The organism is Streptomyces silvisoli (genome assembly GCF_029269905.1).
GTDB lineage: Bacteria > Actinomycetota > Actinomycetes > Streptomycetales > Streptomycetaceae > Streptantibioticus_A > Streptantibioticus_A silvisoli_A.
The window spans coordinates 1-25,374 of record NZ_JARJBC010000029.1 but is presented as its reverse complement, the minus strand read 5'-3'; the positions used below and the strand labels follow the sequence as shown (position 1 = coordinate 25,374).

Annotated in this window: 19 protein-coding genes, 1 tRNA gene, 2 pseudogenes and 1 riboswitch; of the genes and pseudogenes, 5 read left to right on the top strand and 17 right to left on the bottom strand. The window is 71.0% G+C overall.

Translation table 11 applies throughout. The annotated features are described in order from the left end of the window. The first annotated feature begins 10 nt into the window (after positions 1-10). Both P3G67_RS31775 and P3G67_RS31770 read left to right on the top strand, forming a co-directional pair. Entirely contained in the window at positions 11-1,231 is a 1,221-nt protein-coding gene (locus P3G67_RS31775) for an acetyl-CoA C-acetyltransferase (RefSeq protein ID WP_276096589.1), read from the top strand. A gap of 273 nt (positions 1,232-1,504) precedes the next feature. Further along, positions 1,505-2,248, top strand: a complete 744-nt coding sequence (locus tag P3G67_RS31770; RefSeq protein ID WP_276096639.1) for a hypothetical protein — start codon at positions 1,505-1,507, stop codon at positions 2,246-2,248. 11 nt (positions 2,249-2,259) lie between these two features. Here P3G67_RS31770 and P3G67_RS31765 read toward each other — a convergent pair whose 3' ends face one another. Continuing rightward, the gene (locus P3G67_RS31765) at positions 2,260-2,574 is read right to left on the bottom strand and encodes a hypothetical protein (RefSeq protein WP_276096588.1); all 315 of its coding nucleotides are present in this window, start codon (positions 2,572-2,574) and stop codon (positions 2,260-2,262) included. A 107-nt stretch (positions 2,575-2,681) separates the two neighbouring features. Here P3G67_RS31765 and P3G67_RS31760 point away from each other — a divergent pair, with 107 nt between their 5' ends. Then, entirely contained in the window at positions 2,682-2,915 is a 234-nt protein-coding gene (locus tag P3G67_RS31760) for a DUF4287 domain-containing protein (protein ID WP_276096587.1), read from the top strand. Between the two features lie 109 nt (positions 2,916-3,024). Here the strand turns inward: P3G67_RS31760 and P3G67_RS31755 are convergent. Both P3G67_RS31755 and P3G67_RS31750 read right to left on the bottom strand, forming a co-directional pair. Beyond that, a pseudogene (locus P3G67_RS31755) lies at positions 3,025-3,871 on the bottom strand (Bax inhibitor-1/YccA family protein). A 181-nt stretch (positions 3,872-4,052) separates the two neighbouring features. Next, positions 4,053-4,134: transfer RNA gene (locus P3G67_RS31750), tRNA-Leu, on the bottom strand. A 439-nt stretch (positions 4,135-4,573) separates the two neighbouring features. On the opposite strand from P3G67_RS31750, the gene P3G67_RS31745 reads away from it, so the two are divergent. Together P3G67_RS31745 and P3G67_RS31740 are read left to right on the top strand one after the other, a co-directional pair. Further along, positions 4,574-5,389 (top strand): ABC transporter ATP-binding protein, encoded by an 816-nt coding sequence (locus tag P3G67_RS31745; RefSeq protein ID WP_276096586.1) that lies wholly within the window; start codon positions 4,574-4,576, stop codon positions 5,387-5,389. A gap of 62 nt (positions 5,390-5,451) precedes the next feature. After that, positions 5,452-7,998, top strand: coding sequence for an ABC transporter permease (locus P3G67_RS31740; RefSeq protein WP_276096585.1), 2,547 nt, complete (start codon positions 5,452-5,454; stop codon positions 7,996-7,998). A gap of 245 nt (positions 7,999-8,243) precedes the next feature. Here P3G67_RS31740 and P3G67_RS31735 read toward each other — a convergent pair whose 3' ends face one another. The 14 genes and pseudogenes from P3G67_RS31735 to mfd form a co-directional block, all read right to left on the bottom strand. After that, positions 8,244-9,560: an SAM-dependent methyltransferase gene (locus tag P3G67_RS31735; RefSeq protein ID WP_276096584.1), complete on the bottom strand. Its 1,317-nt coding sequence runs from the start codon at positions 9,558-9,560 to the stop codon at positions 8,244-8,246. Between the two features lie 202 nt (positions 9,561-9,762). After that, on the bottom strand, positions 9,763-11,136 hold the full coding sequence (locus P3G67_RS31730) for an NAD(P)/FAD-dependent oxidoreductase (protein WP_269855754.1): 1,374 nt from the start codon (positions 11,134-11,136) through the stop codon (positions 9,763-9,765). Between the two features lie 374 nt (positions 11,137-11,510). Further along, entirely contained in the window at positions 11,511-12,452 is a 942-nt protein-coding gene (locus P3G67_RS31725) for a Ppx/GppA phosphatase family protein (RefSeq protein WP_276096583.1), read from the bottom strand. After that, on the bottom strand, positions 12,449-12,997 hold the full coding sequence (locus P3G67_RS31720) for a DUF501 domain-containing protein (RefSeq protein WP_269855752.1): 549 nt from the start codon (positions 12,995-12,997) through the stop codon (positions 12,449-12,451). Before P3G67_RS31720 ends, P3G67_RS31725 begins: the two co-directional genes overlap by 4 nt. A 64-nt stretch (positions 12,998-13,061) precedes the next feature. After that, positions 13,062-13,532, bottom strand: coding sequence for an FtsB family cell division protein (locus P3G67_RS31715; RefSeq protein ID WP_269855842.1), 471 nt, complete (start codon positions 13,530-13,532; stop codon positions 13,062-13,064). A 172-nt stretch (positions 13,533-13,704) separates the two neighbouring features. Further along, on the bottom strand, positions 13,705-14,985 hold the full coding sequence (gene eno / locus P3G67_RS31710; RefSeq protein ID WP_269855751.1) for a phosphopyruvate hydratase: 1,281 nt from the start codon (positions 14,983-14,985) through the stop codon (positions 13,705-13,707). 226 nt (positions 14,986-15,211) lie between these two features. After that, complete coding sequence (locus tag P3G67_RS31705; protein WP_276096582.1) at positions 15,212-15,907, bottom strand: LysM peptidoglycan-binding domain-containing protein; 696 nt, start codon at positions 15,905-15,907, stop codon at positions 15,212-15,214. 2 nt (positions 15,908-15,909) lie between these two features. Continuing rightward, a riboswitch (cyclic di-AMP (ydaO/yuaA leader) is annotated at positions 15,910-16,073 on the bottom strand. A gap of 231 nt (positions 16,074-16,304) precedes the next feature. After that, positions 16,305-17,375, bottom strand: coding sequence for a LysM peptidoglycan-binding domain-containing protein (locus P3G67_RS31700; RefSeq protein WP_276096581.1), 1,071 nt, complete (start codon positions 17,373-17,375; stop codon positions 16,305-16,307). 137 nt (positions 17,376-17,512) lie between these two features. Further along, the gene (locus P3G67_RS31695) at positions 17,513-18,769 is read right to left on the bottom strand and encodes a cytochrome P450 family protein (RefSeq protein ID WP_276096580.1); all 1,257 of its coding nucleotides are present in this window, start codon (positions 18,767-18,769) and stop codon (positions 17,513-17,515) included. 23 nt (positions 18,770-18,792) lie between these two features. After that, positions 18,793-19,479: an endonuclease V gene (locus P3G67_RS31690; protein ID WP_276096579.1), complete on the bottom strand. Its 687-nt coding sequence runs from the start codon at positions 19,477-19,479 to the stop codon at positions 18,793-18,795. Between the two features lie 42 nt (positions 19,480-19,521). Beyond that, positions 19,522-19,884, bottom strand: coding sequence for a DUF6479 family protein (locus tag P3G67_RS31685; RefSeq protein ID WP_276096578.1), 363 nt, complete (start codon positions 19,882-19,884; stop codon positions 19,522-19,524). 29 nt (positions 19,885-19,913) lie between these two features. Continuing rightward, positions 19,914-20,897 (bottom strand): nucleoside triphosphate pyrophosphohydrolase, encoded by a 984-nt coding sequence (locus P3G67_RS31680; protein ID WP_276096577.1) that lies wholly within the window; start codon positions 20,895-20,897, stop codon positions 19,914-19,916. Between the two features lie 114 nt (positions 20,898-21,011). Continuing rightward, a complete protein-coding gene (locus P3G67_RS31675) occupies positions 21,012-21,653 on the bottom strand; it encodes a SurA N-terminal domain-containing protein (protein ID WP_276096576.1) in 642 nt (213 codons plus the stop codon). A 130-nt stretch (positions 21,654-21,783) separates the two neighbouring features. After that, positions 21,784-25,257 (bottom strand): annotated as a pseudogene (gene mfd, locus P3G67_RS31670) (transcription-repair coupling factor); the annotation flags it as partial. Between the last annotated feature and the right edge of the window lie 117 nt (positions 25,258-25,374).

Genomic DNA, 25,374 nt, shown 5'->3' with positions numbered 1-25,374 from the left:
AGATCCCGCGATGCCCGAAGCCGTAATCGTCTCTGCCGCCCGCTCGCCCATCGGGCGCGCCTTCAAGGGATCGCTGAAGGAACTGCGCCCGGACGACCTCACGGCCACGATCATCAAGGCCGCGCTGGCGAAGATCCCCGAGCTGGACCCGCGTGAGATCGACGACCTGATGCTCGGCTGCGGTCTCCCCGGCGGCGAGCAGGGGCACAACCTCGGCCGGATCGTCGCGGTGCAGATGGGCATGGACCACCTGCCCGGCTGCACCATCACCCGCTACTGCTCCTCGTCGCTGCAGACCTCCCGGATGGCGCTGCACGCCATCAAGGCGGGCGAGGGCGACGTGTTCGTCTCGGCCGGTGTGGAGATGGTCTCGCGCAGCGTCAAGGGCACCTCGGACGGCCTGCCGGACACCCACAACCCGCTGTTCGCGGACGCGGAGGCGCGTACCGCGGAGCGTGCGCAGAGCGAGGGCTCCGACTGGCACGACCCGCGCGAGGACGGCCTGCTGCCCGACGCGTACATCGCGATGGGCCAGACCGCCGAGAACCTGGCCCGGTTCAAGGGCATCACCCGCCAGGACATGGACGAGTTCGGCGTACGGTCGCAGAACCTCGCCGAGAAGGCGATCGCCGACGGCTTCTGGCAGCGCGAGATCACCCCGGTCACGCTGCCGGACGGCACCGTGGTCAGCAAGGACGACGGTCCGCGCCCGGGCGTGACGCTGGAGGGCGTCACCGGCCTCAAGCCGGTCTTCCGCCCCGACGGCCTGGTGACGGCGGGCAACTGCTGCCCGCTCAACGACGGCGCCGCGGCGCTGGTCATCATGTCCGACACCAAGGCCCGCGAGCTGGGCCTGACCCCGCTGGCCCGGATCGTGTCCACCGGGGTGTCCGCGCTCTCCCCGGAGATCATGGGTTACGGCCCGGTCGAGGCGTCCAAGCAGGCGCTCAAGCGGGCGGGCCTGACCATCGACGACATCGACCTGGTGGAGATCAACGAGGCGTTCGCCGCCCAGGTCATCCCGTCCTACCGGGACCTCGGCATCGACCTGGACAAGCTGAACGTCAACGGCGGCGCCATCGCCGTCGGCCACCCCTTCGGGATGACCGGCGCCCGGATCACCACCACGCTGATCAATTCGCTGCAGTGGCACGACAAGCAGTTCGGCCTGGAGACGATGTGCGTCGGCGGCGGCCAGGGCATGGCGATGGTCATCGAGCGGCTGAGCTGAGAGCGAGGGCGCCGAGCTGAACCTGGCGGCGCTGGGTTGACCGTTTTCGACGTTCCCCCGGGATGTGTCCAACATCCCGGGGGAACGTCGTTGTGCAGCTCAGAGCGGTGCGAAAGGCGACTACGGGCGACGGCATGTCCCTTTCGTGACATTCCGCACTGCGCTGGCCAACGCTTTCAGTGCAGAGTGTCCGTGGGGGAGAAAAAGTTCCGCTGTAAACCGTCGCAAACCGCCGTAGTGCCCCCACCCGCCAGGAGTACGTCAGTGAGCTCCATCAACCTCATCGCCCTCGTCTCGCTGCTCGTCGCGGCCGCCGCCGTGGCCGTGGCGGCCGCCGCCGTGTTCGCCGTGCGCGGGCTGCGCGGTGAGCTGGGGACGCTGCGCCGTGAACTCACCGTGCGGCGCGCCCACGCGGAGACCGCCGCCGGTGCCGTACCGGGCGCCCGCCCGGCTCCGGCCATCGAGGAGATACGTACCGCCGTGGCGGCGGCGCTCGCCGACGAGCGGGACCGGGAGCTGGCCGAGGCCCGGGCGTTCTGGGCCGCCCAGGAGGCGCGGGAGGCCGCCGACGCGCCGGCCTTCGACGGGCACACCGAGTTCCCGGAGATCGAGGCGCTGCCCTACGTACCGCGCCAGGCGGACCTGGCGGGCCTCGAACCGCGCCTGCCGCACCGGCGCCACCCCTCCGACCCGGACTTCACGCCCTCCCCGGTGGTCGCCGACCCCGAGGAGACGGTGGCCCGGCTGGCCGCGCTGGCCGACGCGCGCATCCCGCTGGCGGACGTCCGCCCCGGGCCGCTCGGCACGCTGGACCTGTACGTCTTCACGGACGGTACGACGCTGTGCCTGACCCCCGGCCACCGGGAGACGGCGGAGCAGCTGGCCGCCGCGCTGGAGCGCGGTGAGGCTCCGGCGCTGCTCGGCGGGTCCGCGGTCTCCGGCGCGTTCGCGCTGACCTTCACCTACGGCGAGGAGAGCCTCTTCGTGCTGGCCGACCGGGTCGTCGCCTCGCTGTGAGCCCGGCGGCCCTAGAGGAGTTCCTCCACCTTCGCCACGCTCCGTAGCGCCTGGTCCAGCACGTCGTGGCGGCCGGGGTGCCCGGCGAGGGCCGCGAGGAGGTCATGGCCCGCCACGGCGATCTGGTCGCCGAGTGCGTAGACGCCGTCGTCCGGCATCAACAGCGGCTCGCGATCGGGCAGTTCAAGCCGTTGCGCGGCGCACGACAGCTCGCGTGCGAGGTCCAGTCCGGCCTCCGCGACGCCGCGCAAGCGGCTCTGCGGCAGGGCACGGAAGCGGTCGGCGAGCCGCTCCACGGCGGTTACCAGGGGCGCGCAGTCGAGCATGCGGTGACTTTATACGTGCGCCCGCGCCGTCTCGTAGGCCTGGGACGGTTGCCAACGCCCAACGGCTAAGGCACGGTGGGGTAACGGAACGCACACTGGAGGCGCCGATGTCCCAGATGGTCTTCTCTGAAGAAACCCACCGGAACCTGCTGTCCCGCATCCCTGAGCGCACCGGCCGCGAAGTCTCCGACTGGCTCCGCGACCTCGACAACGGCCCCGCGCTCCTTCGTTTCGAAGAGAAGGTGGACTGGCTCCGCCGGGAGTCGGACCTGTCCCACGGCTACGCCAAGGCCCTCGTCCATGAGTACGACCTCAGGCGGGCGGCCCGCAAACTCGGGTAGCCCCGCGACCCCTTGACCCCAGGCCCCGCAAAGCCACCGACGGGCTTCCAGGAGCGACATCGCCGCCTCTGGAGGCCCGTCGGTGCGTCCGGGACCGGTGCGGCCCGGCTCAGTCCCGCAGGATGGAGATCAGCCGCAGCATCTCCAGGTAGATCCACACCAGCGAGAGCGTCAGGCCGAACGCGGCCAGCCAGGACTCCCGCTGCGGGGCGCCGTGCCGGATGCCGTCCTCGACCTGCTTGAAGTCCAGCGACAGGAAGAACGCGCCGAGCAGCACGCCGACGATGCCGACGACCACGCCGAGCCCACCGCTGCGCAGGCCGAGCCCGGCACCGCCGCCGAAGGCCGCGAACAGCAGGTTGACGAAGATCAGCAGCACGAAGCCGATGGCGATCGCCATGCCGACCCGCCTGTAGCGGTCGGTGACCTTGACCAGCCCCGTGCGGTACGCGATGAGCATTCCGGCGAACACGGCCATCGTGCCCAGCACCGCCTGCACGGGGGCGCCCGCCCAGGCCGCGTTGAACGATCTTGCTCAGGACGCCGAGGAAGACGCCCTCGAAGGCCGCGTAGCCGAGGATCAGCGCAGGGGTCGGAGCCGCCTTGAACGTCTGCACCATGCCCAGCACGAAGGCGACCAGCGCCGCTCCCACGGCGATCCCGTAGCCGGTGCGGCTCACCGGCAGCACGAACCACGCGAGCAGCGCGCCGACGAAGACCGTGCCCAGCGTCATGGCGGTGCGCATGACGACGTCGTCGATGGTCATCCGGCCGCTCTGCGCCGGGCTGGCGGGTGGCGCCTGGTACATCTGCCGCAACTGCTCGGCCGTGAGGTCCTGGGGGGCGGCCTGGCCGTACGGGTAGCCGGCGGAGGGCGTCGGGTGCTGCCCGAAGCCCGCATAACCGTTGTCCCCACTGAAGCCCCGCCGCGAGAAGACCGGGTTGCTGCTCCTCATCTCACTCCTCCATGGCCGCACGGTACGGCTCTGCCCCAACCGTAATGGATTGGCAAAGTACCGCGGCTGCTACCAGAGGAGGATCTTCCCGCGCCGATTGGTAGGCCGATCTGATTAATTGAAGAATTAACGAGGATTCGGGAGGCCCTCTCCCGGGGAAGGGTCACCAGCGGGAGGAGAGTGCCCGGAGCCGGACTCGAACCGGCACGACCCGTAGGTCAGTGAGGTTTAAGCTCACCGTGTCTACATTCCACCACCCGGGCATGGGAACACCGCCGCGGGCACAGCGGGCAGCCCCCATGAAGTAGCAAGAGCCTATCCGGAACTGACCCCCGAACAGGTGAAAATCCGCCCCGCGTTGTCTGATTTTATGGGCAGCTGAAAGACCGTCAAAACCGGGCGATTGCCCGGGTATATGCCCTCACCGGCGCGCATTCCGCAAGAGCACCCGCTATCCGGTGCATGCGCCACTCGAAGCGATTGACGGGAATTCGCCGAGTAGTGTCACGTCGCAGCACGCACGCCCCCGTGCGCCCCACTGCCGGGGCAATGCGCCCCCGCTCATCTCCTACCTGAGGATGACGCCCGCGCCGTCCGTACCTCCCAAGGCTCCCCGCAGAACCACGACAGGGGCTGATCCGGCCGTGGCTGGGCACAGGAAGGATGGAGTGAACACCGCCACGTACGACAGGAGCCCCACCCGTGACCACCACCACCCAGACCGGCACCCGCGCCGACGATCGTGCCACCGCGGTGGCCGCCCGCGCGACGGATCTCACCAAGGTCTACGGCCAGGGCGAGACACGCGTGGTCGCGCTCGACAACGTCTCCACGGAGTTCCGCAAGGCCGAGTTCACCGCCATCATGGGCCCGTCCGGCTCCGGCAAGTCGACGCTCATGCACTGCATGGCGGGGCTCGACTCGATCTCCTCCGGGTCCGCTCGAATAGGTGACACCGAGCTGTCGTCGCTCAAGGACAAGCAGCTCACACGACTGCGCCGGGACAAGATCGGCTTCATCTTCCAGGCGTTCAACCTGCTGCCCACCCTGACCGCCGCCGAGAACATCACGCTGCCGATGGACATCGCGGGCCGCAAGCCGGACCAGGCGTGGCTGTCCAAGGTCATCGAGACCGTCGGCCTGTCCGGACGGCTGTCGCACCGACCCGCCCAGCTCTCCGGCGGCCAGCAGCAGCGCGTGGCGGTGGCCCGGGCGCTCGCCGCCCGGCCCGAGATCATCTTCGCCGACGAGCCGACCGGAAACCTCGACTCGCGCTCCGGCGCCGAGGTGCTGGGCTTCCTGCGCAACTCCGTACGGGAGTTGGGCCAGACCGTGGTGATGGTCACCCACGACCCGGTGGCCGCCTCGTACGCGGACCGCGTCGTCTTCCTCGCCGACGGCCGGATCGTCGACGAACTGCGCGACCCGACCGCCGACGACGTACTGGAGCGGATGCGGCGCCTTCCCGGGGGAAACCCCCGGACCCCCGGCTTCGACGCCAAGGGCCGTACCAGCTGAGCTCGCGCCCAGCCGCCGCCCGTCCACGCCGATCCGCACCCGTATCCCCCCAGGACTGAACCATGTTCCGAACCGCCCTGCGCAATGTGCTCACGCACAAGGCCAGGCTGCTGATGACCGTGCTCGCCGTACTGCTCGGCGTCGCCTTCGTCTCCGGCACCCTGGTCTTCACCGACACGCTCGGCAACGCCTACAAGAACCAGTCGGCCAAGTCGTACGACAACGTGGCCGTCGCCATCACCAGTTACGGCGGGTCCTCCGGCCCGCACGGCAAGAAGCAGGACGAGGGCATCAGCCAGCAGACCCTCGACCGTATCGACAAGCTGCCGGGCGTCGCCTCCGCGACCGGGCGGGTCTCCGGGTTCGCCGGAGTCGCCGACACCAAGGGCAAGCTGATCGGCAACGGCTGGACCAACTCCGGTGCCAACTTCGCACCCGGCAAGAACGGCAAGGACCCGCGCTACGCGTTCGTCTCCGGCCGCGGCCCGGCGCAGACCGGCGAGGTCGCGCTGGACAAGGACACCGCCGACAAGGGCGGCTTCCACGTCGGCGATCCGGCGCGGATCGCCACCAACGGGCCGGTCAAGACGTACACCGTCACCGGCATCTTCACCACCGACGACGGCTCGGTCAGCGCCGGTGGTTCGCTGGTGCTGTTCGACACCGCGAGCGCCCAGTCGCTCTACCTGACCTCCGGTCACTTCTCCGACGTGACGGTCACCGCCGACAAGGGCACCGCGCAGCAGAAGATCCTCGACGAGATCACCCCGCTGCTGCCCAAGGACGGCAGCGTCGACGCGCAGACCGGCAAGCAACTCGCCGACCGGCAGGCCAAGGACATCGAGCAGCAGTTCAACTCGCTGAACACCATGCTGTTGGTGTTCGCCGCCATCGCGCTGTTCGTCGGGATCTTCCTGATCGCCAACACCTTCACCATGCTGGTCGCGCAGCGCACCAAGGAGCTGGCACTGCTGCGCGCGCTGGGCGCGAGCCGCCGCCAGGTGACGCGCTCGGTGCTCACCGAGGCGCTGATCGTGGGCGCCACCGCCTCGCTGGCCGGGTTCGTGGGCGGCATCGGGATCGCGGTGGGACTGCGCTCCGCCATGGCCTCCTTCGGCGCCAAGGTGCCGTCCGGGCCGCTGGTGGTCGCGCCGACGACGGTGGTCGCGGCGTTCGCGGTGGGCGTGCTGATCACCATGTTCGCCGCCTGGCTGCCCGCCCGCCGGGCCGCGAAGATTCCGCCGGTCGCCGCGATGAGCAGTGCGGAGCTGCCGGCGCCCACCAAGTCCCTGGTGCTGCGCAACACCTTCGGCGGGCTGCTGGCCGCGGTCGGTGCCGCGCTGGTCGTGCTGGGCGGTTCGGCGGGTGGCGCCACCGGGCGCTGGGAGGTCGGCGGCGGGGCGTTCCTGCTGGTGATCGGAGTGATCGTGCTGACGCCGCTGCTGTCGCAGCCGGTCATCGCGGCGGTACGGCCGCTACTGGCGCGGGCGTTCGGGGTGTCCGGCAACCTGGCGGCGCGCAACGCGCGGCGTAATCCGCGACGTACCGCGGCCACCGCCTCCGCGCTGGCCATCGGGCTGACCCTGATCACCGGGCTGTCGGTGCTGGGTGTCTCCATCGGCCGGACGATCGACAAGGCGACGGTGGACAACCTGTCGGCGGACTACATGGTCCAGATGGCGAACGGCATGCCGCTGGACGACTCCGTCTCGGGCGAGATCTCCAAGGTGCCGGGGGTCACCGCGGCGACCGCGCTGCGGAACTCCTACTTCGACCTGGACGGCAAGTTCTCGTCGGTCACCGCGGCCGATCCGGCCGGGCTGGCCAAGACCGTCAAGATCACGATGGTGCACGGTTCGCAGTCCGCGCTGGCCGACGGCAAGGTCCTGGTCGCCGACAAGACCGCCAAGAGCCGGGGCTGGCGGGTCGGCGACACCGTCCAGGCCAGCTACCCGGACGGCACGAGGGCCGAGGTGACGGTGGGCGGAACGTTCGCCGACAACCTCGTGCTGTCGGACGTCGTCATGCCGGACCGGATGCTGACGCCGCACGTCGACAAGCCCGAGGTACGGCAGGTGCTGGTCTCCGTCTCCGGCGGCGCCACGCCCACCGCGGCACAGGCCATCACCGACGGGCTGGGGGACAACCCGGCGATCTCGGTGATGGACCGTCAGGGGATCCGGGACACGTTCGGCGGCATGATCAACAACATGCTCTACATCATGTACGGGCTGCTGGGCATGTCGTTGGTCATCGCGGTGCTGGGGGTCATCAACACGCTGGCCATGTCGGTCTTCGAGCGGCGCCGTGAGATCGGCATGCTGCGCGCGGTCGGCCTGGACCGCGGCCGGGTCAAGCGGATGATCCGGCTGGAGGCGGTCGTCATCGCCCTCTTCGGCGCGGTCACCGGCGTGGTCCTGGGCCTGTTCATCGCCTGGGCCACCGGAGACTCCATCAGCGCTGACCTCCAGGGCTACGTGATGGTCCTCCCCTGGGCCCGTATCGCCGTCTTCCTCGCCCTGGCCGCCCTGGTCGGCACCCTGGCCGCGGTGTGGCCCGCGAGGCGAGCGGCGAAGCTCGACGTCCTGGAGGCGATCAAGACGGAGTGATCCCACGCCCCTCGGGGCTCCGCCGCCCGCCCCCCCGGGGGTGGGCGGCGGGCTTCACCCCAGGCTCCGGGTTGGCGCGTGGCTTCGCTCCGAATCCTGCCGGTCTTCGAATTTCGCCCCCAAGTCCCCAGGTATACAAGGGGCTTGGGGGCGCGTCTTTTCCCCGCGGGTTCAAAGTCGGAGCCACGACGCACGTCGGAGACGAGGGAGCGGAGCCCCGGGGAAGGGCGGGTGAGGGGTACTCGTCAGTGGGGCTCCAGCCATGCGTGTCTGGTTCGGGGGAAGGACGCGTCACCCGACGTGGTGGTTTTCACCGCCACGACCTGGTTGACGCCGATGCGGTTGTGCTCGAAGGCCAGGGCGGAAGCCGCCATGTAGAGGCGCCAGACGCGGGCACGGCCGGGCGAGGTGAGGCGGACGGCCTCCGGCCAGTGGGTCTCCAGGTTGGCGACCCAGGCGCGCAGGGTGCGCCCGTAGTGCTCGCGGAGTGCCTCCACGTCCCGTACCTCGAAACCGGCCTCCTCCAGCAGCTCGACCGTGGAACCGAGCGGCGACAACTCCCCGTCGGGGAAGACGTAGCGGTCGATGAACTCGTCCACCCGGTAGGCGTCCTCCCGCTCCAGCGGGCGCCGCGCGATCTGGTGGTTGAGCAGGCGGCCACCGGGCCGCAGCAACCCGTACAGCGCCGAGGCGTACGCCCGGTACTGCGCGGACCCCACATGCTCCGCCATGCCGATGGACGAGATCGCGTCGTACGGCCCGTCGTCCACCGCCCGGTAGTCCTGCACCCGGATCTCCACCCGGTCGGTCAGCCCCGCGTCGGCCACCCGCTTGCGGGCGTACGCCGCCTGCTCGGTGGAGAGCGTGACGCCGACCGCCCGCACCCCGTAGCGCTGGGCGGCGTGCAGCACCATCGAACCCCAGCCGCAGCCGACGTCCAGCAGCCGCTGGCCCTCGGTCAGCGACAGCTTGCGGCAGATCAGGTCGAGCTTGGCCTCCTGCGCTTCCTCCAGGGTGCCGCCCGGCTGCTGCCAGTACGCGCACGAGTAGACCATCGAAGGCCCGAGCACCCGCTCGTAGAAGGTGTTGCCGACGTCGTAGTGGTGGTGGATCGCCTCGCGGTCCCGGCTGAGCGTGTGCCGCACCCCGCCGCGCCTGGGCGCCTCCTCGGCGGGCGGGGCGGGCGGCAGTCCGGGCCCCGCCAGGAGCAGCGCCTCACGGGCCATCCGGCGCAGCGCGGGATCGCGCAGGGACCGTACGGCGTCCAGCGGGCGCAGTCCGCCCTGCGGCTCGTCCCGCTCCCAGATCAGCCCGGAGAGACGTTCCAGCGTCTCGTACAGGTCGCCCTCGACCTCGATGTCCCCGGCCACCCAGGCCCGGGCGAGCCCCAACTCCCCCGGCTTCCACAGCAGTCGGCGCAGCGCGCGCCGGTGCCGCAGCACCAGCAGCGGCGCGTCCGGCGGCCCGGCCTCGGAACCGTCCCAGGCACGGATCCGCAGCGGAAGCGGGGCGCCCAGGGCGCCTTCGGCGAGTGCGAGGAGCCGTACGGCTGCGTCGGCCATGGTGCAAAACCTCCGTGATGGTGCGTCAACCGACGGACCTGACAAGGTCCTTGCATCACGAAAACAGATTTGCGACCCAATCGTAGTCCCGAATCGGGAACCGAGTACGGGAAAATTCCGTACCCGAAAGCGCCGAGGGCGTCCGCCCCACGGATGGCGGACGCCCTCGGCGTCGATCAGAGCTGTCGGGCAGCGCTGAAGGTCAGGAGGCCTTGGCCTTCTCACCTTCCGGCGCCTTGGCCTTGGCGGTGGCCGCCGCCGTCACCGGCGCCGCGGCCTCGTAGAACTCGTCGCGCGGGTTCTCCAGCGCGCCGAGCGCCACCACGTCGCGCTTGAGGAACATCGCCAGCGTCCAGTCGGCGAGCACCCGGAACTTGCGGTTGAAGGTCGGCACCGCCATGCCGTGGTAGCCGCGGTGGCAGTACCAGGCCAGACGGCCCTTGAGCTTGATCTTGCCGAACAGCAGGGCGACGCCCTTGTGCAGGCCGAGACCGGCGACCGCGCCCATGTTCTTGTGCTTGTACTCGTGCTGCGGGAAGCCGCGCATCCCGGACACCACGTTGTCGCCGAGCACCTTGGCCTGGCGCAGCGCGTGCTGCGCGTTCGGCGGGCACCAGGCACCCTCGCCGGAGGCGAGGTCCGGCACCTGGGCGTTGTCGCCGGCCGCCCACACGTAGTCCATGCCCTGGACCTGGAGGGTGGGAGCGGTGTCGACGTGGCCGCGCGGGCCGAGCGGCAGGCCGAAGTTGGCCAGCGCCGGGTTCGGCTTGACGCCCGCGGTCCACACGATGGTGGAGGCGTCGACCTCAAGCCCGTTGGCGAGCACCACGTGCTTGTCGACGCAGGACTTCATCGACGTCTCCAGGTAGACCTCGATGCCGCGCTCGCGCAGGTGCTCAAGGCCCCACTTGCCGAGCTCCGGGCCGACCTCGGGCAGGATCCGGTTGGCGGCCTCGACGAGGACGAACCGCATGTCCTCGCGCTTGACGTTCGTGTAGTACTTGCACGCGTCACGGGCCATGTCCTCGACCTCGCCGATGGTCTCCGCGCCCGCGAAGCCACCGCCGACGAAGACGAAGGTCAGCGCCTTGCGGCGGACCTCCTCGTCGGTCGTGGAGTCGGCCAGGTCCAGCTGCTCCAGCACGTGGTTGCGCAGGTCGACGGCTTCCTCGACGCCCTTCATGCCGATGCCGTTCTCGGCGAGGCCGGGGATCGGGAAGGTGCGGGAGACGGCGCCGAGCGCGACGACGAGGTAGTCGAAGGGCAGCTCGTAGGACTCGCCGACGAGCGGCTCGATGACGGCCACCTTGCGGTCCTGGTCGACCGAGGTGACCCGGCCGGTGAGGACCTCCGCCTTGGGCAGCACGCGTCGCAGCGGAACCACGACGTGGCGCGGGGAGATGCTGCCGGCGGCAGTCTCAGGGAGGAAGGGCTGGTACGTCATGTACGACCGGGGGTCGACGACCGTGACGGTCGCCTCGCCGAACCGCATCTTCTTCAGGATGCGGCGCGCCGCGTACAGGCCGACGTAACCGCCGCCTACTACGAGGATCCGTGGACGCTCCGTGGTGCTCATGAAGACGAGTATCCAGCACCCGCTTGGGGGGCCTTCGTGAGCCCCTTCACAAGGTTCTTGCGACCCTCTGCTACACTGCGCGGTTTCGTGATCGATGCCACAGCGGCCAACGGAACCGGACAGGGCCCGAAGACGTTGAGCCACCGCGCTGAGCAGCCACGATCCGCATCAGCGGGGTAGCGGCGGACGGATCGCCGCACCCCGTGGAACGCCGCCGAAACACTCCCCCGGCGCGCGGCGGGCGCGGAACCTCAACTCCACCCCAACAAAAGCCCCGTTCTTCATGTGAAGAAATTCACGAAGCTCTTTCCAAGGCCCGTGCGCGAGGGCGCCGCAGCCCGCTCAGCTGATGTTCGCCCTGCTCAGTCGACCGCTCAGGCCACACTCCACGCGATGCCGTCGAGGATGTCGTGCTCGCTCACCACGACCTCCCCGGCCCCCACCCGCTCCATGATCATCAGCAGTACGAGGGCGCCCGCGCCGATCACGTCGATCCGCCCGGGGTGCAGCACCGGGATCGCGGCGCGTTCGGCGTGCGTCGAGGACAGCAGCCGGTCGGTGATCTCGCGGACCTGATCGATGCCGATCCGCGAGTGGTGGATCGCCGACGAGTCGTACTCCCGCAGCCCCAGCGCGATCGCGGCCACCGTGGTGACCGAGCCGGCCAGGCCCACCAGGGTTCGGGCCCGCCCCAGCGGCACCGTCTCGGCGGCCAGGTCCAGCGCGGCGGCGATGTCCGCCCTCATCGCGGCGATCTGACCCGGCGTGGGCGGATCGCCGACCTGGCCGTCGCGGACCAGGTGCCGCTCGGTCATCCGGACGCAGCCGATGTCCACCGAGCGGGCCGCCGCGGCGTGCTCCGAGCCGACCACGAACTCGGTCGAGCCGCCCCCGATGTCCACCACCAGGTACGGCTTCTCGAAGTGGTCCCGGCCGGCCAGTTCCCTCGTCGCCCCGGTGAACGAGTACTCGGCCTCGTCGTCGCCGGAGATCACCTCGGGCTCCACGCCCAGGATCTCCACCACGCCCCGAACGAACTCCTCGCGGTTCCGCGCGTCCCGGGAGGCCGACGTGGCCACGAACCGCACCTTCTCCGCACCGAGTTCGCGGATCACCTCGGCGTACTCACGGCACGCGGCGAAGGTGCGCTCCAGGGCCTCGGGCGCCAGCCGGCCGGTGCGGTCGACGTCCTGGCCGAGCCGTACGATCCGCATCCGCCGGTCGAGGTCCTTGATGGCGCCGGTGTGCCGGTCGGCATCGGCGACCAGCAGCCGGATGGAGTTCGTACCGCAGTCGACCGCGGCGACCCGGGTCACTTCGCGTCCTCCTCGGCGCCGCCCTCGTCGGCACCGGCGCACACGCAGGGGCCCTTGCGCCACCACTGCGGCAGCATCGCGATCGCCTCGTCACCCAGCGGGTTCACCCCGGGACCGGCCGCCAGCGAGTGGCCGACCAGCACGTGCAGGCACTTGACCCGGTCCGGCATGCCGCCCGCGCTGGGGAAGTTCTCCAGCACCTCGATGGCGTCCCGGCGGGCGATGTAGTCCTCGTGCGCCGCCCGGTACCCGGCGGCCAGCTCCTCGTCCTCAGCGAGCCGCGCCGTCATCTCCTTCATCACGCCCTCCGCCTCCAGGGTGCCGATGGCGGAGGCGGCGCGCGGGCAGGTCAGGTAGTAGAGCGTGGGGAACGGCGTGCCGTCCTCCAGCCGGGGCGCCGTCTCCACGACGTCCGGCAGCCCGCACGGGCAGCGGTGCGCTACGGCCCGCAGTCCGCGCGGCACGCGGCCGAGCTGCTCGCCGATGGCGGCGATGTCGGCCTCGGTGGGCGGGGCGGGTTCGGTGCGGGGCGGCGGGTTCTTCACGGGCGGCTTTCTGGTTCGGCGGTGGCTCGGTGGTGGTACGGGTCCCGGGCGAGCCGGGCCCCGGTCAGTGGCTGGCGTCGGAGGAGTTCACTCCGTTCCAAAGATTGTCGTACCAGGCGCGGTTGGCCGCCGCCCCTGTGGCGGCGTCGCTCTGGTCGGCGTCCGTACCGCGCTGGCCGGACATGGTGTACCCGGTCTCCCCCGGCATCACGAAGTGCAGCTGCTCGCGGGCCTGCGCCTTGACGTACTCCGGATCGGACCAGCGGGCCTTCTCCTGTTGCAGCCGCTCCACCCGCTGGCGCGCCTGGCGCGCCTGCTCGCGCTGGTCGGCGATCTGCGAGCGCTGGGCCACGTACTGCCGCATCGGGTACGCGAGGGCGACGACCAGCGCGCAGACGGTCAGCGCCAGCAGCGCTGCGCGACCGGTGAGCCTGCTGCGCCGCGGTGTACGGCCGGTGGCCCGGTAGACGCGGGCCTGCGCCTGCGCGCCCAGGGCCTTGAGCCTGGTCGCGGTCGAGAAGCGGTCCGTTGGCACGTCGCTCACCCCTCAGCACGTACGTAGTTGTGTTCTGGGGCTTCGCCCCCAAACCCACCGGGCCACGCCCCAGGCCCGATTCCGGGGGCTCTCGCCTCCGGACACCCCTTGGGGTTGAGCCCTCAACCCCAAGGGCCCGGGGGGCACCGCCCCCCGGGCCCGTCACAGGACCTCAGGCGCGGAAGCGCGGGAAGGCGCTGCGGCCGGCGTACACCGCGGCGTCGTCGAGGATCTCCTCGATGCGCAGCAGCTGGTTGTACTTGGCGACGCGGTCCGAGCGGGCCGGGGCACCGGTCTTGATCTGGCCGCAGTTGGTGGCGACGGCCAGGTCGGCGATGGTGACGTCCTCGGTCTCGCCGGAGCGGTGCGACATCATGCACTTGTAGCCGCTGCGCTGGGCCAGCTCGACGGCGTCCAGGGTCTCGGTCAGCGAACCGATCTGGTTGACCTTGACCAGCAGGGCGTTGGCGGTGTCGCTGTCGATGCCGCGCTGCAGGCGCTCCGGGTTGGTGACGAACAGGTCGTCACCGACCAGCTGGACCTTGTCGCCGAGCTGGTCGGTGATGGTCTTCCAGCCCTCCCAGTCCTCCTCGCCCAGCGGGTCCTCGATGGAGACCAGCGGGTAGGCGGCGACCAGCTCGCCGTAGTAGGCGCTCATCTCGGCGGCGGTACGGGCCTTGCCCTCGAAGACGTACGCGCCGTCCTTGTAGAACTCGGTGGCGGCCACGTCAAGGGCGAGCGCGATGTCCTGGCCGGGCTGGAAGCCGGCCTTCTTGATGGCCTCGACGATCAGGTCGAGGGCGGCGCGGTTGGACTCCAGGTTCGGCGCGAAGCCGCCCTCGTCGCCGAGGCCGGTGGACAGACCGCGCTCCTTGAGGACCGACTTCAGCGCGTGGTACGTCTCCGCGCCCCAGCGCAGGGCCTCGGAGAAGGACTCGGCGCCGATCGGCGCGATCATGAACTCCTGGATGTCGACGTTGGAGTCCGCGTGGGCGCCGCCGTTGAGGATGTTCATCATCGGGACCGGCAGTACGTGGGCGTTCGGGCCGCCGATGTAGCGGAACAGCGGCAGGTCGGAGGCCTCGGAGGCGGCGTGCGCCACGGCCAGCGAGACGCCGAGGATGGCGTTGGCGCCGAGTGAGGACTTGTCCGGGGTGGCGTCCAGGTCGAGCATCGCCTGGTCGATCAGCCGCTGCTCGGTGGCGTCGTACCCCACCAGCTCCGGGCCGATCTGCTCGATGACGGCGAGAACGGCCTTCTCCACGCCCTTTCCGCCGTAACGGGCCTTGTCCCCGTCGCGCAGTTCGAGGGCCTCGAACGCACCGGTGGAGGCACCGGAGGGTACGGCCGCGCGGCCGGTGCTCCCGTCGTCGAGGCCGACCTCGACCTCGACGGTGGGGTTGCCTCGTGAGTCGAGGATTTCCCGGGCTACGACGACGTCGATGGACGGCACGAGCATCTCCTTTGGGATGTGTTGCTTGGTTGGTGCGCTGGTGCTCTGCGGGATGAGCCTAACCGGCTCGCCCGGTCCGGCCAGCCGACGGGACGGCGGTCGAACCCAAAATGCCCCGGCCGGACACGCTCGGGGGGAAGGCGTGTCCGGCCGGGGGGCTTTCATCGGTCGCCGCGCGGTTCGCGAACACGGGAGACCGTCAGGGCAGTTGTGCCGTTGTCGGGGTTCAGCCGAGCTTCAGGTGCTGACCGGGGAAGATCAGGTTGGCGTCCTTGACGACGTCGTTGTTCAGCTCGAACAGCTTCTGCCAGCCACCGGCGACACCGTGGGCGGCGGCGATACCGGAGAGGGTGTCACCGGACTTGACGGTGTAGCTGCCGGTGCCCTGCTCGACCGGGGCGGCCGGGCGGGCGTGCTTGCGGACCTTCTTCGGCGCCGGGGCCTCGGCGGGGGCCTCCTTGGCCGGGGCCTCCTTGGCGGTCTGGGTGCTGGCCGCGTTGTCCGCGCCGGCCGAGGCGGAGGCGGAGCCGCTCACGTTGATCTCCGGGGCCGGGCCACCGGAGGTCAGCGGGCCGGCGTAGGCGCACTGCCAGGCACCCGGGCCCTGCATCTTCAGCAGCACCTCGGCGACGGCGATCTGCTGGTCCTTGGTGGCGTAGTCGGCGCGCGAGGCGTACTTCAGACCACCGGCGGCGGCCCAGCTGGACTGCGAGAACTGCAGACCGCCGTAGTGCCCGTTGCCACCGGTGTCGTGGTTGGACCAGTTGCCGCTGGACTCGCACTGGGCGACACGGTCCCAGACGGCCACGGAGGCGGCGGAAGCCGAGGTGGCGGTCAGGAGCGGCGCGGCGACGGCCGCACCGGCGACACCGGTGATGGTGGCGATACGGACAGCCTTCGAGGCACGGCGGTGCTTACCCATGGAGATTTCCTCACCGACGCCTACGAGGTCAGCTGTCGGGTTCGGGCCGAGTGAGTGCCCGGTCGCGGCGCACGGCGCGCGACTTAACCCCTAGCCGGTCCGTCGAGTTGAGCGGACCGGCGGAGAACCTTGGGTCCCCCGCTCCTGCCTACGGCGCTTTCGCGTCGACTGTTCCCGTCGGTCGGCGGCAGGACTCGGCGTACCTGACCGACAGGGCTCGCGGTGGCGAGCGGTCACGACCTTAAACACACCCCCCGGGCGGCTGACAAACACCGCCCGGCACCGGCGGATTCCTGACGCATCACCAGCGGAACGTCAGATCCGCAGGTCGGAACGGGATAAGCGGACGGCTGACGGTCCGTCGCCCGAAGCGGCCCGGGAGAGGTATGTCACAGGTTTAACGAAGAGTGAGCTGTTGTCCGGGCAGGATCAGGTCCGGGTTGGAGCCCACCACGGACTTGTTGGCGTCGTAGAGCGACGGCCAGCCTCCGGGCACCGAGTGGTCTGTCGCGATTTGCGTCAGGTTGTCGCCCGGCTGAACGGTGTACGAGCCGCTCTCCTGCCCGTCCACCCCCGGACCCTGCTGGCGCGCGTCGACGCCGCCACGTGAGGCGCGGTCACCGCCACGGTCACCGGACGTAGTCGGCGCCGGGTCGGCGGGAGCGCTCGACGGCGCCCCGGAAAGCGTTCCGGAGGGCGTTCCGGAGGCCGTGGGGTCGGCGCTGGCCGAACCGGAAGCGGAGGGAGACGGCTTGGCGTGCCGCCCGCCGCCGCCACCGGCACCGGAGGGCGACGGCGTGCTGCTGGCCGAGGAGGAGGGGGCGGACGAAGCGGAAGAAGAGGGCGAGGGACTGGAGGACGGGTCGGACGATGGCGCACCCGACGCATCCACCGAACCAGATGAATCGGAAGACCCACTCGAACCGGTCGAAGTGGACGAGCTGGATGAACCAGAAGAACCCGTCACGCCCGAACCATCCCCGAGAACCGGCGAGTTGGACAAACCGGATTCACCGGACGCGCCGGAGTCGTTCCACGACCCGTCCGTCGACGGATCGAGGGTGCCCGGGTCCACCTCCGCCGAGGCGCCACCCCTGGCCAGGCCCGCGTCCACCGCGCAGCCGCCCCAGGTGTCGGCGCCCTGGGCGGACAGCACCTTCTCGGCGATGGCTATCTGCTGCTGCCGGCTGGCCAGGTCGGGCCGCTCGGCGTAGGCCGTGCCGCCGAACCGCTCCCAGGTGTCCTGGGTCATCTGGAGGCCGCCGTACGAGCCGTTGCCGTTGTCGGCGCTCCACATGCCGCCGCTCTCGCACTGCGCGACCTTGTCCCAGGTGCTGGCGGTGGCGGCGTGCGCACCCGTGGCGCCGAGCAGCGGCAGCGCGATCCCGGCGCCGGTGACCCCGGCGGTGACGACGAACGCGGGCGCTTGACGCGGCTTTCGGTGCTGACCGTTGCCCGACCTGAGCATGTGACGCCTTTCTCCGACGGCGGGGACGAGCGCAGAGCGTAGCCCGTAACGGCGTCGGTCACGGGCGGATGTAGTGGAGATCACGTGGAGGTCACGCCTGACCGACATCCCGTCAGGTGTCTGTATTCTCCATGCTCTTATTGCCCGTTGGCGACATCCCGGACAGCGGTGAAGGAGACCGGAAGGGTGCGCAGCCCGCGCATGATCAGTCCGCCGCGCCAGCGCAACTCCTCTGGATCCACGGCGAGTTGCAGGTCGGGGAGCCGGGTGAGCAGGGTGGCCAGCGCGGTCTGGCCCTCCAGCCGGGCGAGCGGGGCGCCCAGGCAGTAGTGGATGCCGTGTCCGAATCCCAGATGCGGGTTGTCGCGCCGGGCCAGGTCGAGGGTGTCGGGACCGGCGAAGCGTTCCGGGTCGCGGTCGGCGGCGGCCAGGACCACCAGCACCGGGTCGCCGGTGCCGATCGACCGGCCGCCGATGGTCAGCGGTTCGGTGGCGAACCGCCAGGTCGCCAACTCCACCGGCCCGTCGTAGCGCAGCAGTTCCTCGACCGCGGTGGCCAGCAGGTCCGTCTCACCGCGGCCCACCGAGTCCTGGAGCAGCCGCCGTTGCCCCGGGTCGCGCAGCAGCGCGTACGTGCCGTTGCCGATGAGGTTGACCGTGGTCTCGAAACCGGCGAACAGCAGGATGAACGCCATCGCCGCGGCCTCGTTCTCGGTGAGGTGCTCGCCGTGGTCGCTGGCCCTGATCAGGGCGGAGATCAGGTCGTCACCGAGCTGTGCGCGCTTGCGGTGGATGAGCTCCAGCAGGTACGCGCGCATCTTCTTCACCGAGCGGGCGACGCCGCCGCGCGGTCCGCCGCCGTGCCGGATCATCATGCCCGCCCAGTCGCGGAAGTCGTCCTGGTCCTCGGCCGGTACGCCGAGCAGGTCGCAGATGGCGTAGATGGGCAGCGGGAAGGCGAACTCATGGATCAGGTCCGCCTCGCCCCTGGCCGCGAAGGAGTCGATGAGCCGGTTGGTCAACTCCGTTACCCGCGGGGCGAATTCGGCCACCCGGCGCGGGGTGAACGCCTTGGAGACCAGGCGGCGCAGCCGGGTGTGGTCCGGCGGGTCGATGTTCAGCAGGTGCGTCATCAGGTCGGCACTGCGCTCACCGGGGATGCCGACCTTGCCCTTGGCGTGGGCGCGCTCGGAGTGGTGGACGGGGTTCTTGCTGAGCCGGGCGTCCGCGAGTGCCTGCCGGGCGTCGGGGTACCGGGTGACCAGCCAGGCCTCCACCCCGCTGGGCAGTGTGGTGCGGTGCACCGGCGCGTGCTCCCGCAGCCAGGCGTACGCCGGGTAGGGATCGGCGGCGAACTCCCAGGTGAACAGGGCGGGGGCGGATGCGTCAGTCACCCCCCGACGTTAACCCGGTGGCGTCAGCGGGCGGCGCGCAGCACGTCCCGGCTGAGCCGGTCGGCGAGCCGGGTGGTCTGCGGCAGCCGGTACCGCGGGGCGAGCGCCAGCACATGGCGGCAGGCGGTGTCCAGGTCGATGCCGTGCCCGGTGGAGACGTACACCGGCTTGACGCCGTCCCTGGTGCGCAGCGCGCGTCCGACGGTCTCACCGCCGTCGACCAGCGGGACGCCCGCACCGCGCCGCGGGCCGAGCGCGGCGGCGTCGTAGTCGCCGACGAACGTGGTCTTGGCGACCCCGGCCGCCGCGATCCCGGTGAGCACCCCCAGATGGCAGGCGAGCCCGAAGCGGCGCGGATGCGCCAGGCCCTGGCCGTCGCAGAGCAGAAGTTCCGGAACGCTCTCCAGCCGGGTCAACGCCTCGACGAGCACCGGCAGTTCACGGAACGCGAAGAGGCCCGGGACGTACGGGAAGGTGGCGTCACCGACCGCGGTGGCGCGCTCCACGACCTCCAGGGTCCGCGCGTCCAGCACCACCACGGCGGCGGCCACCCGGTTGGAGTCCTCGGCGTACGCCACGTCGAGCCCGGCCACCAGCCGCGGCTCCCGCGGCCCGGGTCCGACGCGGTCCACCAGGCCGCGCAGCCGGTCCTGGATCGCGATGGCATCGGCCTCGGTGCGCGGCCAGGAATGCGGTATGTCGATGCGCATACCGCCATGATCACCCACTCGAGAGGCGGCGCGGTACCGGGTTCAGGTCCGCGGGCCCGGGTAGCCGCGCAGCTCGTACGGCAAGCGCCGCCTGCCGTCCCGAGGCACCTCGTCCGGCTCCCGGCTGACCTCCTCGGGCTCGGAGACCTGGGAGTCCTGGTGCCCCGGTCCGTGGTTCGCCGGGGCCTCGCCCTCGGCGAACTCGGTGGGTGTCGTCCACGCCCGGGCCCGTGGTGGCGGCTGCTCCGGCGGGGGCTGCGGTGTGCGCTGCGGGCCCGGGCCGCGCCGCAGACGTCCGTAGAACAACCCGACGAGGGCCAGGGCGACCACAATGCCGATGCCGATCAGCAGCGGGCCGATTATGAAGCCCGCCGCGACGGTTTCCGCGCCGAATGTCCACATCATGTGGATTTATTACCCATACGCCGGGCGGATCACTCAGTTCGCTCGGCCGTTCGGATCGCGTCCCGGTACCGACGGGCGGCGGAGCGCAGCGCTGCCTCCGGATCCACCCCCTGCCGCTCGGCGAGGGCGGCCAGGGCGAGCAGCCGGTCCCCGAGGTCCTCCGAGTCGTGCGCGGGCGCGGGCGCGGCCACCCCGCCGGTGCGCGCCCGGCCCGCCAGCTTCGCGGCGAGCGCCAGCGCGGGCTGGTCCAGCGGGATGCCGTCGGTCACCGAGTCGCGGCGCTTCTCCGCGGCCTTGGTGCGCAACCAGTGCTCCTTGACCTCCTCCGGGGTCTCGGCGCTCTCCCCGCCGAAGACATGCGGGTGGCGGCGGATCAGCTTGTCCACGATCGTGCCCGCGACATCGTCGATCGAGAACGGCTCCTCGGAGTCCTCCTGCGCGATCCGGGCGTGGAAGACCACCTGGAGCAGCACGTCCCCCAGCTCCTCGCGGTACGCCGCCCGGTCACCGTCCTCGATCGCCTCGACGAGTTCGTACGCCTCCTCGATCAGGTACTTCACCAGGCCCTCGCCGGTCTGCCGGCCGCTCCACGGGCACTCCGCGCGGATCCGGTCCATCACCGCGACCAGGTCGAGCAGCCGCGCGCCCGGCAGGTCGTACGAGGCGGGCAGCAGCTCCAGCTCCGGCATCCGCACCCGGCCGGAACCAGCCAGCCGGGCGAGCTCGTCGGTGAGCGACGAGTCGCCGTCAGCAGACGGGATGACCACCACCGTACGGCCGCCGACCGCCAGGTCGACCAGCTCACGGCCGGTCGGCGCCGAGCGCTCCACCTCGACGCCCGCCTCCCGCAGATACGGCAGCTGCGGATGCGCGCTGTCCGGACACACCACCAGGTCCGCGTCCCGCAGGACCCGCCAGGCGGGCCAGGACAGCAGACCGGGGGCGACACGGTGACTGGTGGTGAGCAGGACCAGACGACCGGGACGGGCGTCAGCGGCGGCGTTGTCGTTCACACGTAGACGCTACCGCTGAGATGTCAGCGGTGGCCCGGCCTCCCCCGGGAAGGGGCTTTCCGGAGGAGGCCGCCGACCCCGGGCGAGGGGTGCCTGGCGGCGCCGGACCCGACCTCAGGCGGCAGGTGTGGGGGCGACGGCGTGCCGCAGCCACGGGGTGCTGGCCGTGCCGATGGTCAGGGTCTGGGAATTCCAGGTGCCGTAGCGTGGATTGACGTCCACCCGCATCTGCTGGGCGGTCTTGACCAGGGACTTCGTCACCGCCGCCTGCCCGTCGGGGGTGGCCAGGTCCACGCCGAGCTTCCGCGCCAGCGCCTGGGCCTCGGCCTGCACCCGGTAGAAGTCGTCGATGCCGTTCGGTGCGACGGCGTACTGCTGGAGCAACTGGTCGCGCAGCGCCGCCGCACCGCCCGCCTGCGCCTCGGCGGCCGACCGGGCCTGCTGCACCTCGGCCCGGGTGACGGTCACCTCGGCCTGCCGCGCGGCGGTGTCCAGCACCCGGTCGAAGACCAGGCCGCCCAGCGTCGTACGGTCCAGATCACTGGTCGACTCGATCAGCTGCGCGGTCTGCGCGGAACCGCCCTGCGCGTCGCGCACCGCCTTGACCTGCGACTGCAACGTGGACATCGAGATCGTCTGCCCCCCGACCACGGCCGCCGTCCCTGGATGCTCCGCGCCGCAGGAGGTGAGCAGCGGCGTCGCGGCGAGCACAGCGGCGGCGGTCAAGGAGAGCGTGGCGGTACGACGGCGGACCATGGTGCCTCCCGGCGGTTGATCGAGCGACAGTGCACGACCTGGCGCTGACCGAGGATAGGGACTGCCGGGGGGCGATATCCACTACGCGGCCACCATTCGGTGATGGCCGCGCCGCCGCGGACCGGAAACGCTAGGCGCCCACCACCGTGGTCAGGAACTCGGCCGTCCACTGCAGGAGTTCACGGCCCACCACCGGCTTGCCGCCGATCGTGCCGGTCGACGGGCGTGGCACCAGCACCTGCTTGACCGCGGGCTTGACGACGCTGCGCGGGTGCAGCCGCTTGAGCCGCAGCTCCTGGGACTCGCGCAACTCCACCGGGCCGAAGCGGATGTTGTTGCCCTGCAGGGTGATGTCGGTGACACCGGCCCGCCGGGCCAGCAGCCGCAGCCCGGCGACCAGCAGCAGGTTCTCCACCGGCTCCGGCAACTTGCCGTACCGGTCGGTGAGTTCCTCGCGCACCGCGGCGATGTCTTCCTCGGAGTTGACCGCGGCGATCGAACGGTACGCCTGGAGCCGCAGCCGCTCCCCCGGCGCGTAGTCATGCGGAACGTGCGCGTCCACCGGAAGTTCGATCTTGACCTCCAGCGGCGCCTCCTCCTGCGCCTCCCCGGACTCCAGGGCCGCCCGGTAGTCGGCGACCGCCTCGCCCACCATCCGTACGTACAGGTCGAAGCCGACGCCCGCGATGTGGCCGGACTGCTCACCGCCGAGCAGGTTGCCCGCACCGCGGATCTCCAGGTCCTTCATCGCCACGTACATGCCCGCGCCCATCTCGGTGTGCTGGGCGATGGTCGCCAGCCGCTCGTGCGCGGTCTCGGTCAGCGGCTTCTCCGGCGGGTACAGGAAGTACGCGTAGCCGCGCTCACGGCCCCGGCCGACCCGGCCGCGCAGCTGGTGCAGCTGCGACAGGCCGAAGTTGTCGCCGCGCTCCACGATCAGGGTGTTGGCGTTGGAGATGTCGATGCCGGACTCCACGATCGTGGTGGACACCAGCACGTCGAACTTCTTCTCCCAGAAGTCGACCACCACCTGCTCCAGCGTGTGCTCGCCCATCTGCCCGTGGGCGGTGGCGATGCGCGCCTCCGGGACCATCTCGCGCAGCCGCGCGGCGGCCCGGTCGATCGACTCCACACGGTTGTGGATGTAGAAGACCTGTCCCTCACGCAGCAGTTCACGGCGGACCGCCGCCGCGATCTGCTTCTCCTCGTACGGGCCGACGAAGGTCAGCACCGGGTGCCGCTCCTCCGGCGGGGTGGTGATGGTGGACATCTCCCGGATGCCGGTGACCGCCATCTCCAGGGTGCGCGGAATCGGCGTCGCGGACATGGTCAGCACGTCCACGTTGGCCCGCAGCTTCTTCAACTGCTCCTTGTGCTCGACACCGAAGCGCTGCTCCTCGTCCACGATGACCAGGCCCAGGTCCTTGAACCTGGTCTCGGAGGAGAACAGCCGGTGGGTGCCGATGACCACGTCCACCGAGCCCTCCTTCAGCCCCTCCAGCACCGCCTTCGCCTCGGTGTCCGTCTGGAACCGGGACAACGCCCGCACGTTGACCGGGAACTGGCCGTAGCGCTCGGAGAACGTGCCGAAGTGCTGCTGGACCAGCAAAGTCGTGGGAACCAGCACGGCCACCTGCTTGCCGTCCTGCACCGCCTTGAAGGCCGCTCTCACCGCGATCTCGGTCTTGCCGTAACCGACGTCGCCGCAGATCAGCCGGTCCATCGGGACCGACTTCTCCATGTCCTCCTTGACCTCGGCGATCGTGGTGAGCTGGTCGGGGGTCTCGGCGTACGGGAACGCGTCCTCCAGCTCGCGCTGCCAGGGGGTGTCCGCGCCGAAGGCGTGACCGGGGGCGGCCATCCGCGCCGAGTACAGCTTGATCAGGTCCGCGGCGATCTCCTTGACCGCCTTCTTCGCCCGCGCCTTGGTCTTCGTCCAGTCGGCGCCGCCGAGCCGGTGCAGCGTCGGGGCCTCGCCGCCGACGTACTTGGTGATCTGCTCCAACTGGTCGGTGGGCACGAAGAGACGGTCGCCCGGCTGGCCGCGCTTGGCCGGGGCGTACTCCACCAGCAGGTACTCACGGGTGGCGCCCTGCACGGTGCGCTGCACCATCTCCACGTAGCGGCCCACGCCGTGCTGCTCGTGCACGATGTAGTCCCCGGCCTGGAGGGTGAGCGGGTCGATGGTCTTGCGGCGCCGGGACGGCATCCGGCCCATGTCCTTGCTGGCGGACTTCTGACCGGACAGATCGGTCTCGGTCAGCACCGCCAGCTTCAGCCCCGGGTCCACGAAGCCGTGCTCGATGGATCCGCAGGCGACGTGCACGACGGACGGCTCGGGGGCGCCCGGCAGGTCCGCGTCCAGCCGGGCCGCGATGCCCTCGTTGCCCAGCACCTCGACGGTACGGGCGGCCGGGCCGTGGCCCTCGGTGACGTAGACGGCGCGCCAGCCGTCGGCCAGCCAGCCCTTGGTGTCGGCGAGCGCGCGGGCGCTGTCCCCGCGGTACGTCTCGGGGGCGTGCATGCCCAACTTCACGGTGTCGTCGTCCAGTTCGGCGTCGCTGGCGAACTGGCTGACCGACCACCACGCCATGCCGATCTCCCGGGCGTGGTCGCGGACGTCGGCGAGCGACCACAGCGAGGCGGCGCCCAGGTCGATCGGCGCCTGCCCGCCGCCCGCCGTCGCGGCCCAGGAGGCCTCCAGGAACTCCCGGCTGGTGGCCACCAGGTCCGCGGCCCGGGTACGCACCCGCTCCGGGTCGCAGGCGACGGTCAGGCTGCCCGCGGGCATCACGTCCAGCAGCAGCTCCATGTCGTCCACCAGCACCGGGGCGAGCGACTCCATGCCCTCCACCGCGATGCCCTCGGCGATCTTGCCGAGCAGTTCGGCGAGTCCCGGCTGCGACTCGGCCAGCTCCGCGGCCCTGCGCCGTACCTCGTCGGTCAGCAGCAGTTCACGGCACGGCGGGGCCCACAGGCCGTGCTCGGCGACTTCGAGGGAGCGCTGGTCGGCGACCTTGAAGTAACGGATCTCCTCGACGTCGTCGCCCCAGAACTCGATCCGCAGCGGATGTTCCTCGGTGGGCGGGAAGACGTCCAGGATGCCGCCGCGGACCGCGAACTCGCCGCGCTTCTCCACGAGTTCGACACGGGCGTACGCGGCGGCTGCCAGGCCGTCCACGACCTCGCCGAGGTCGGCGGTGTCGCCGCTGCGCAGGCTCACCGGCTTCAGGTCACCCAGGCCCTTGACCTGCGGTTGCAGTACGGAACGTACGGGGGCGACCACGACGCTGACCGGGCCGGTGGACGGATCGTCCTTGCTGGGGTGCGCGAGCCTGCGCAGCACCGCGAGGCGGCGGCCGACGGTGTCGGAGCGGGGGGAGAGCCGCTCGTGCGGGAGCGTCTCCCACGCGGGGTACTCCACGACCGCGTCCGGCGGCAGCAGCGAGCGCAGCGCGGCGGCCAGGTCCTCGGCCTCCCGGCCGGTGGCGGTCACGGCGAGTACGGGGCGGCCGGAGCAAGCCGCCAGGGCGGCGATCACGAACGGTCGGGCGCCGGGCGGGCCCACCAGGTCCAGGTGTGGACGGTTGCCGTCAGCTGCGGCGGATGATCCGGCTGGAGTCCGTGGTGATCGCCATGTTCGGCGCGGTGATCGGCCTCGGCCTGGGCATGGGCTGGGGCACGGCGGCCCAGAAGCTGCTGGCCCTGCGGGGCCTGGGGA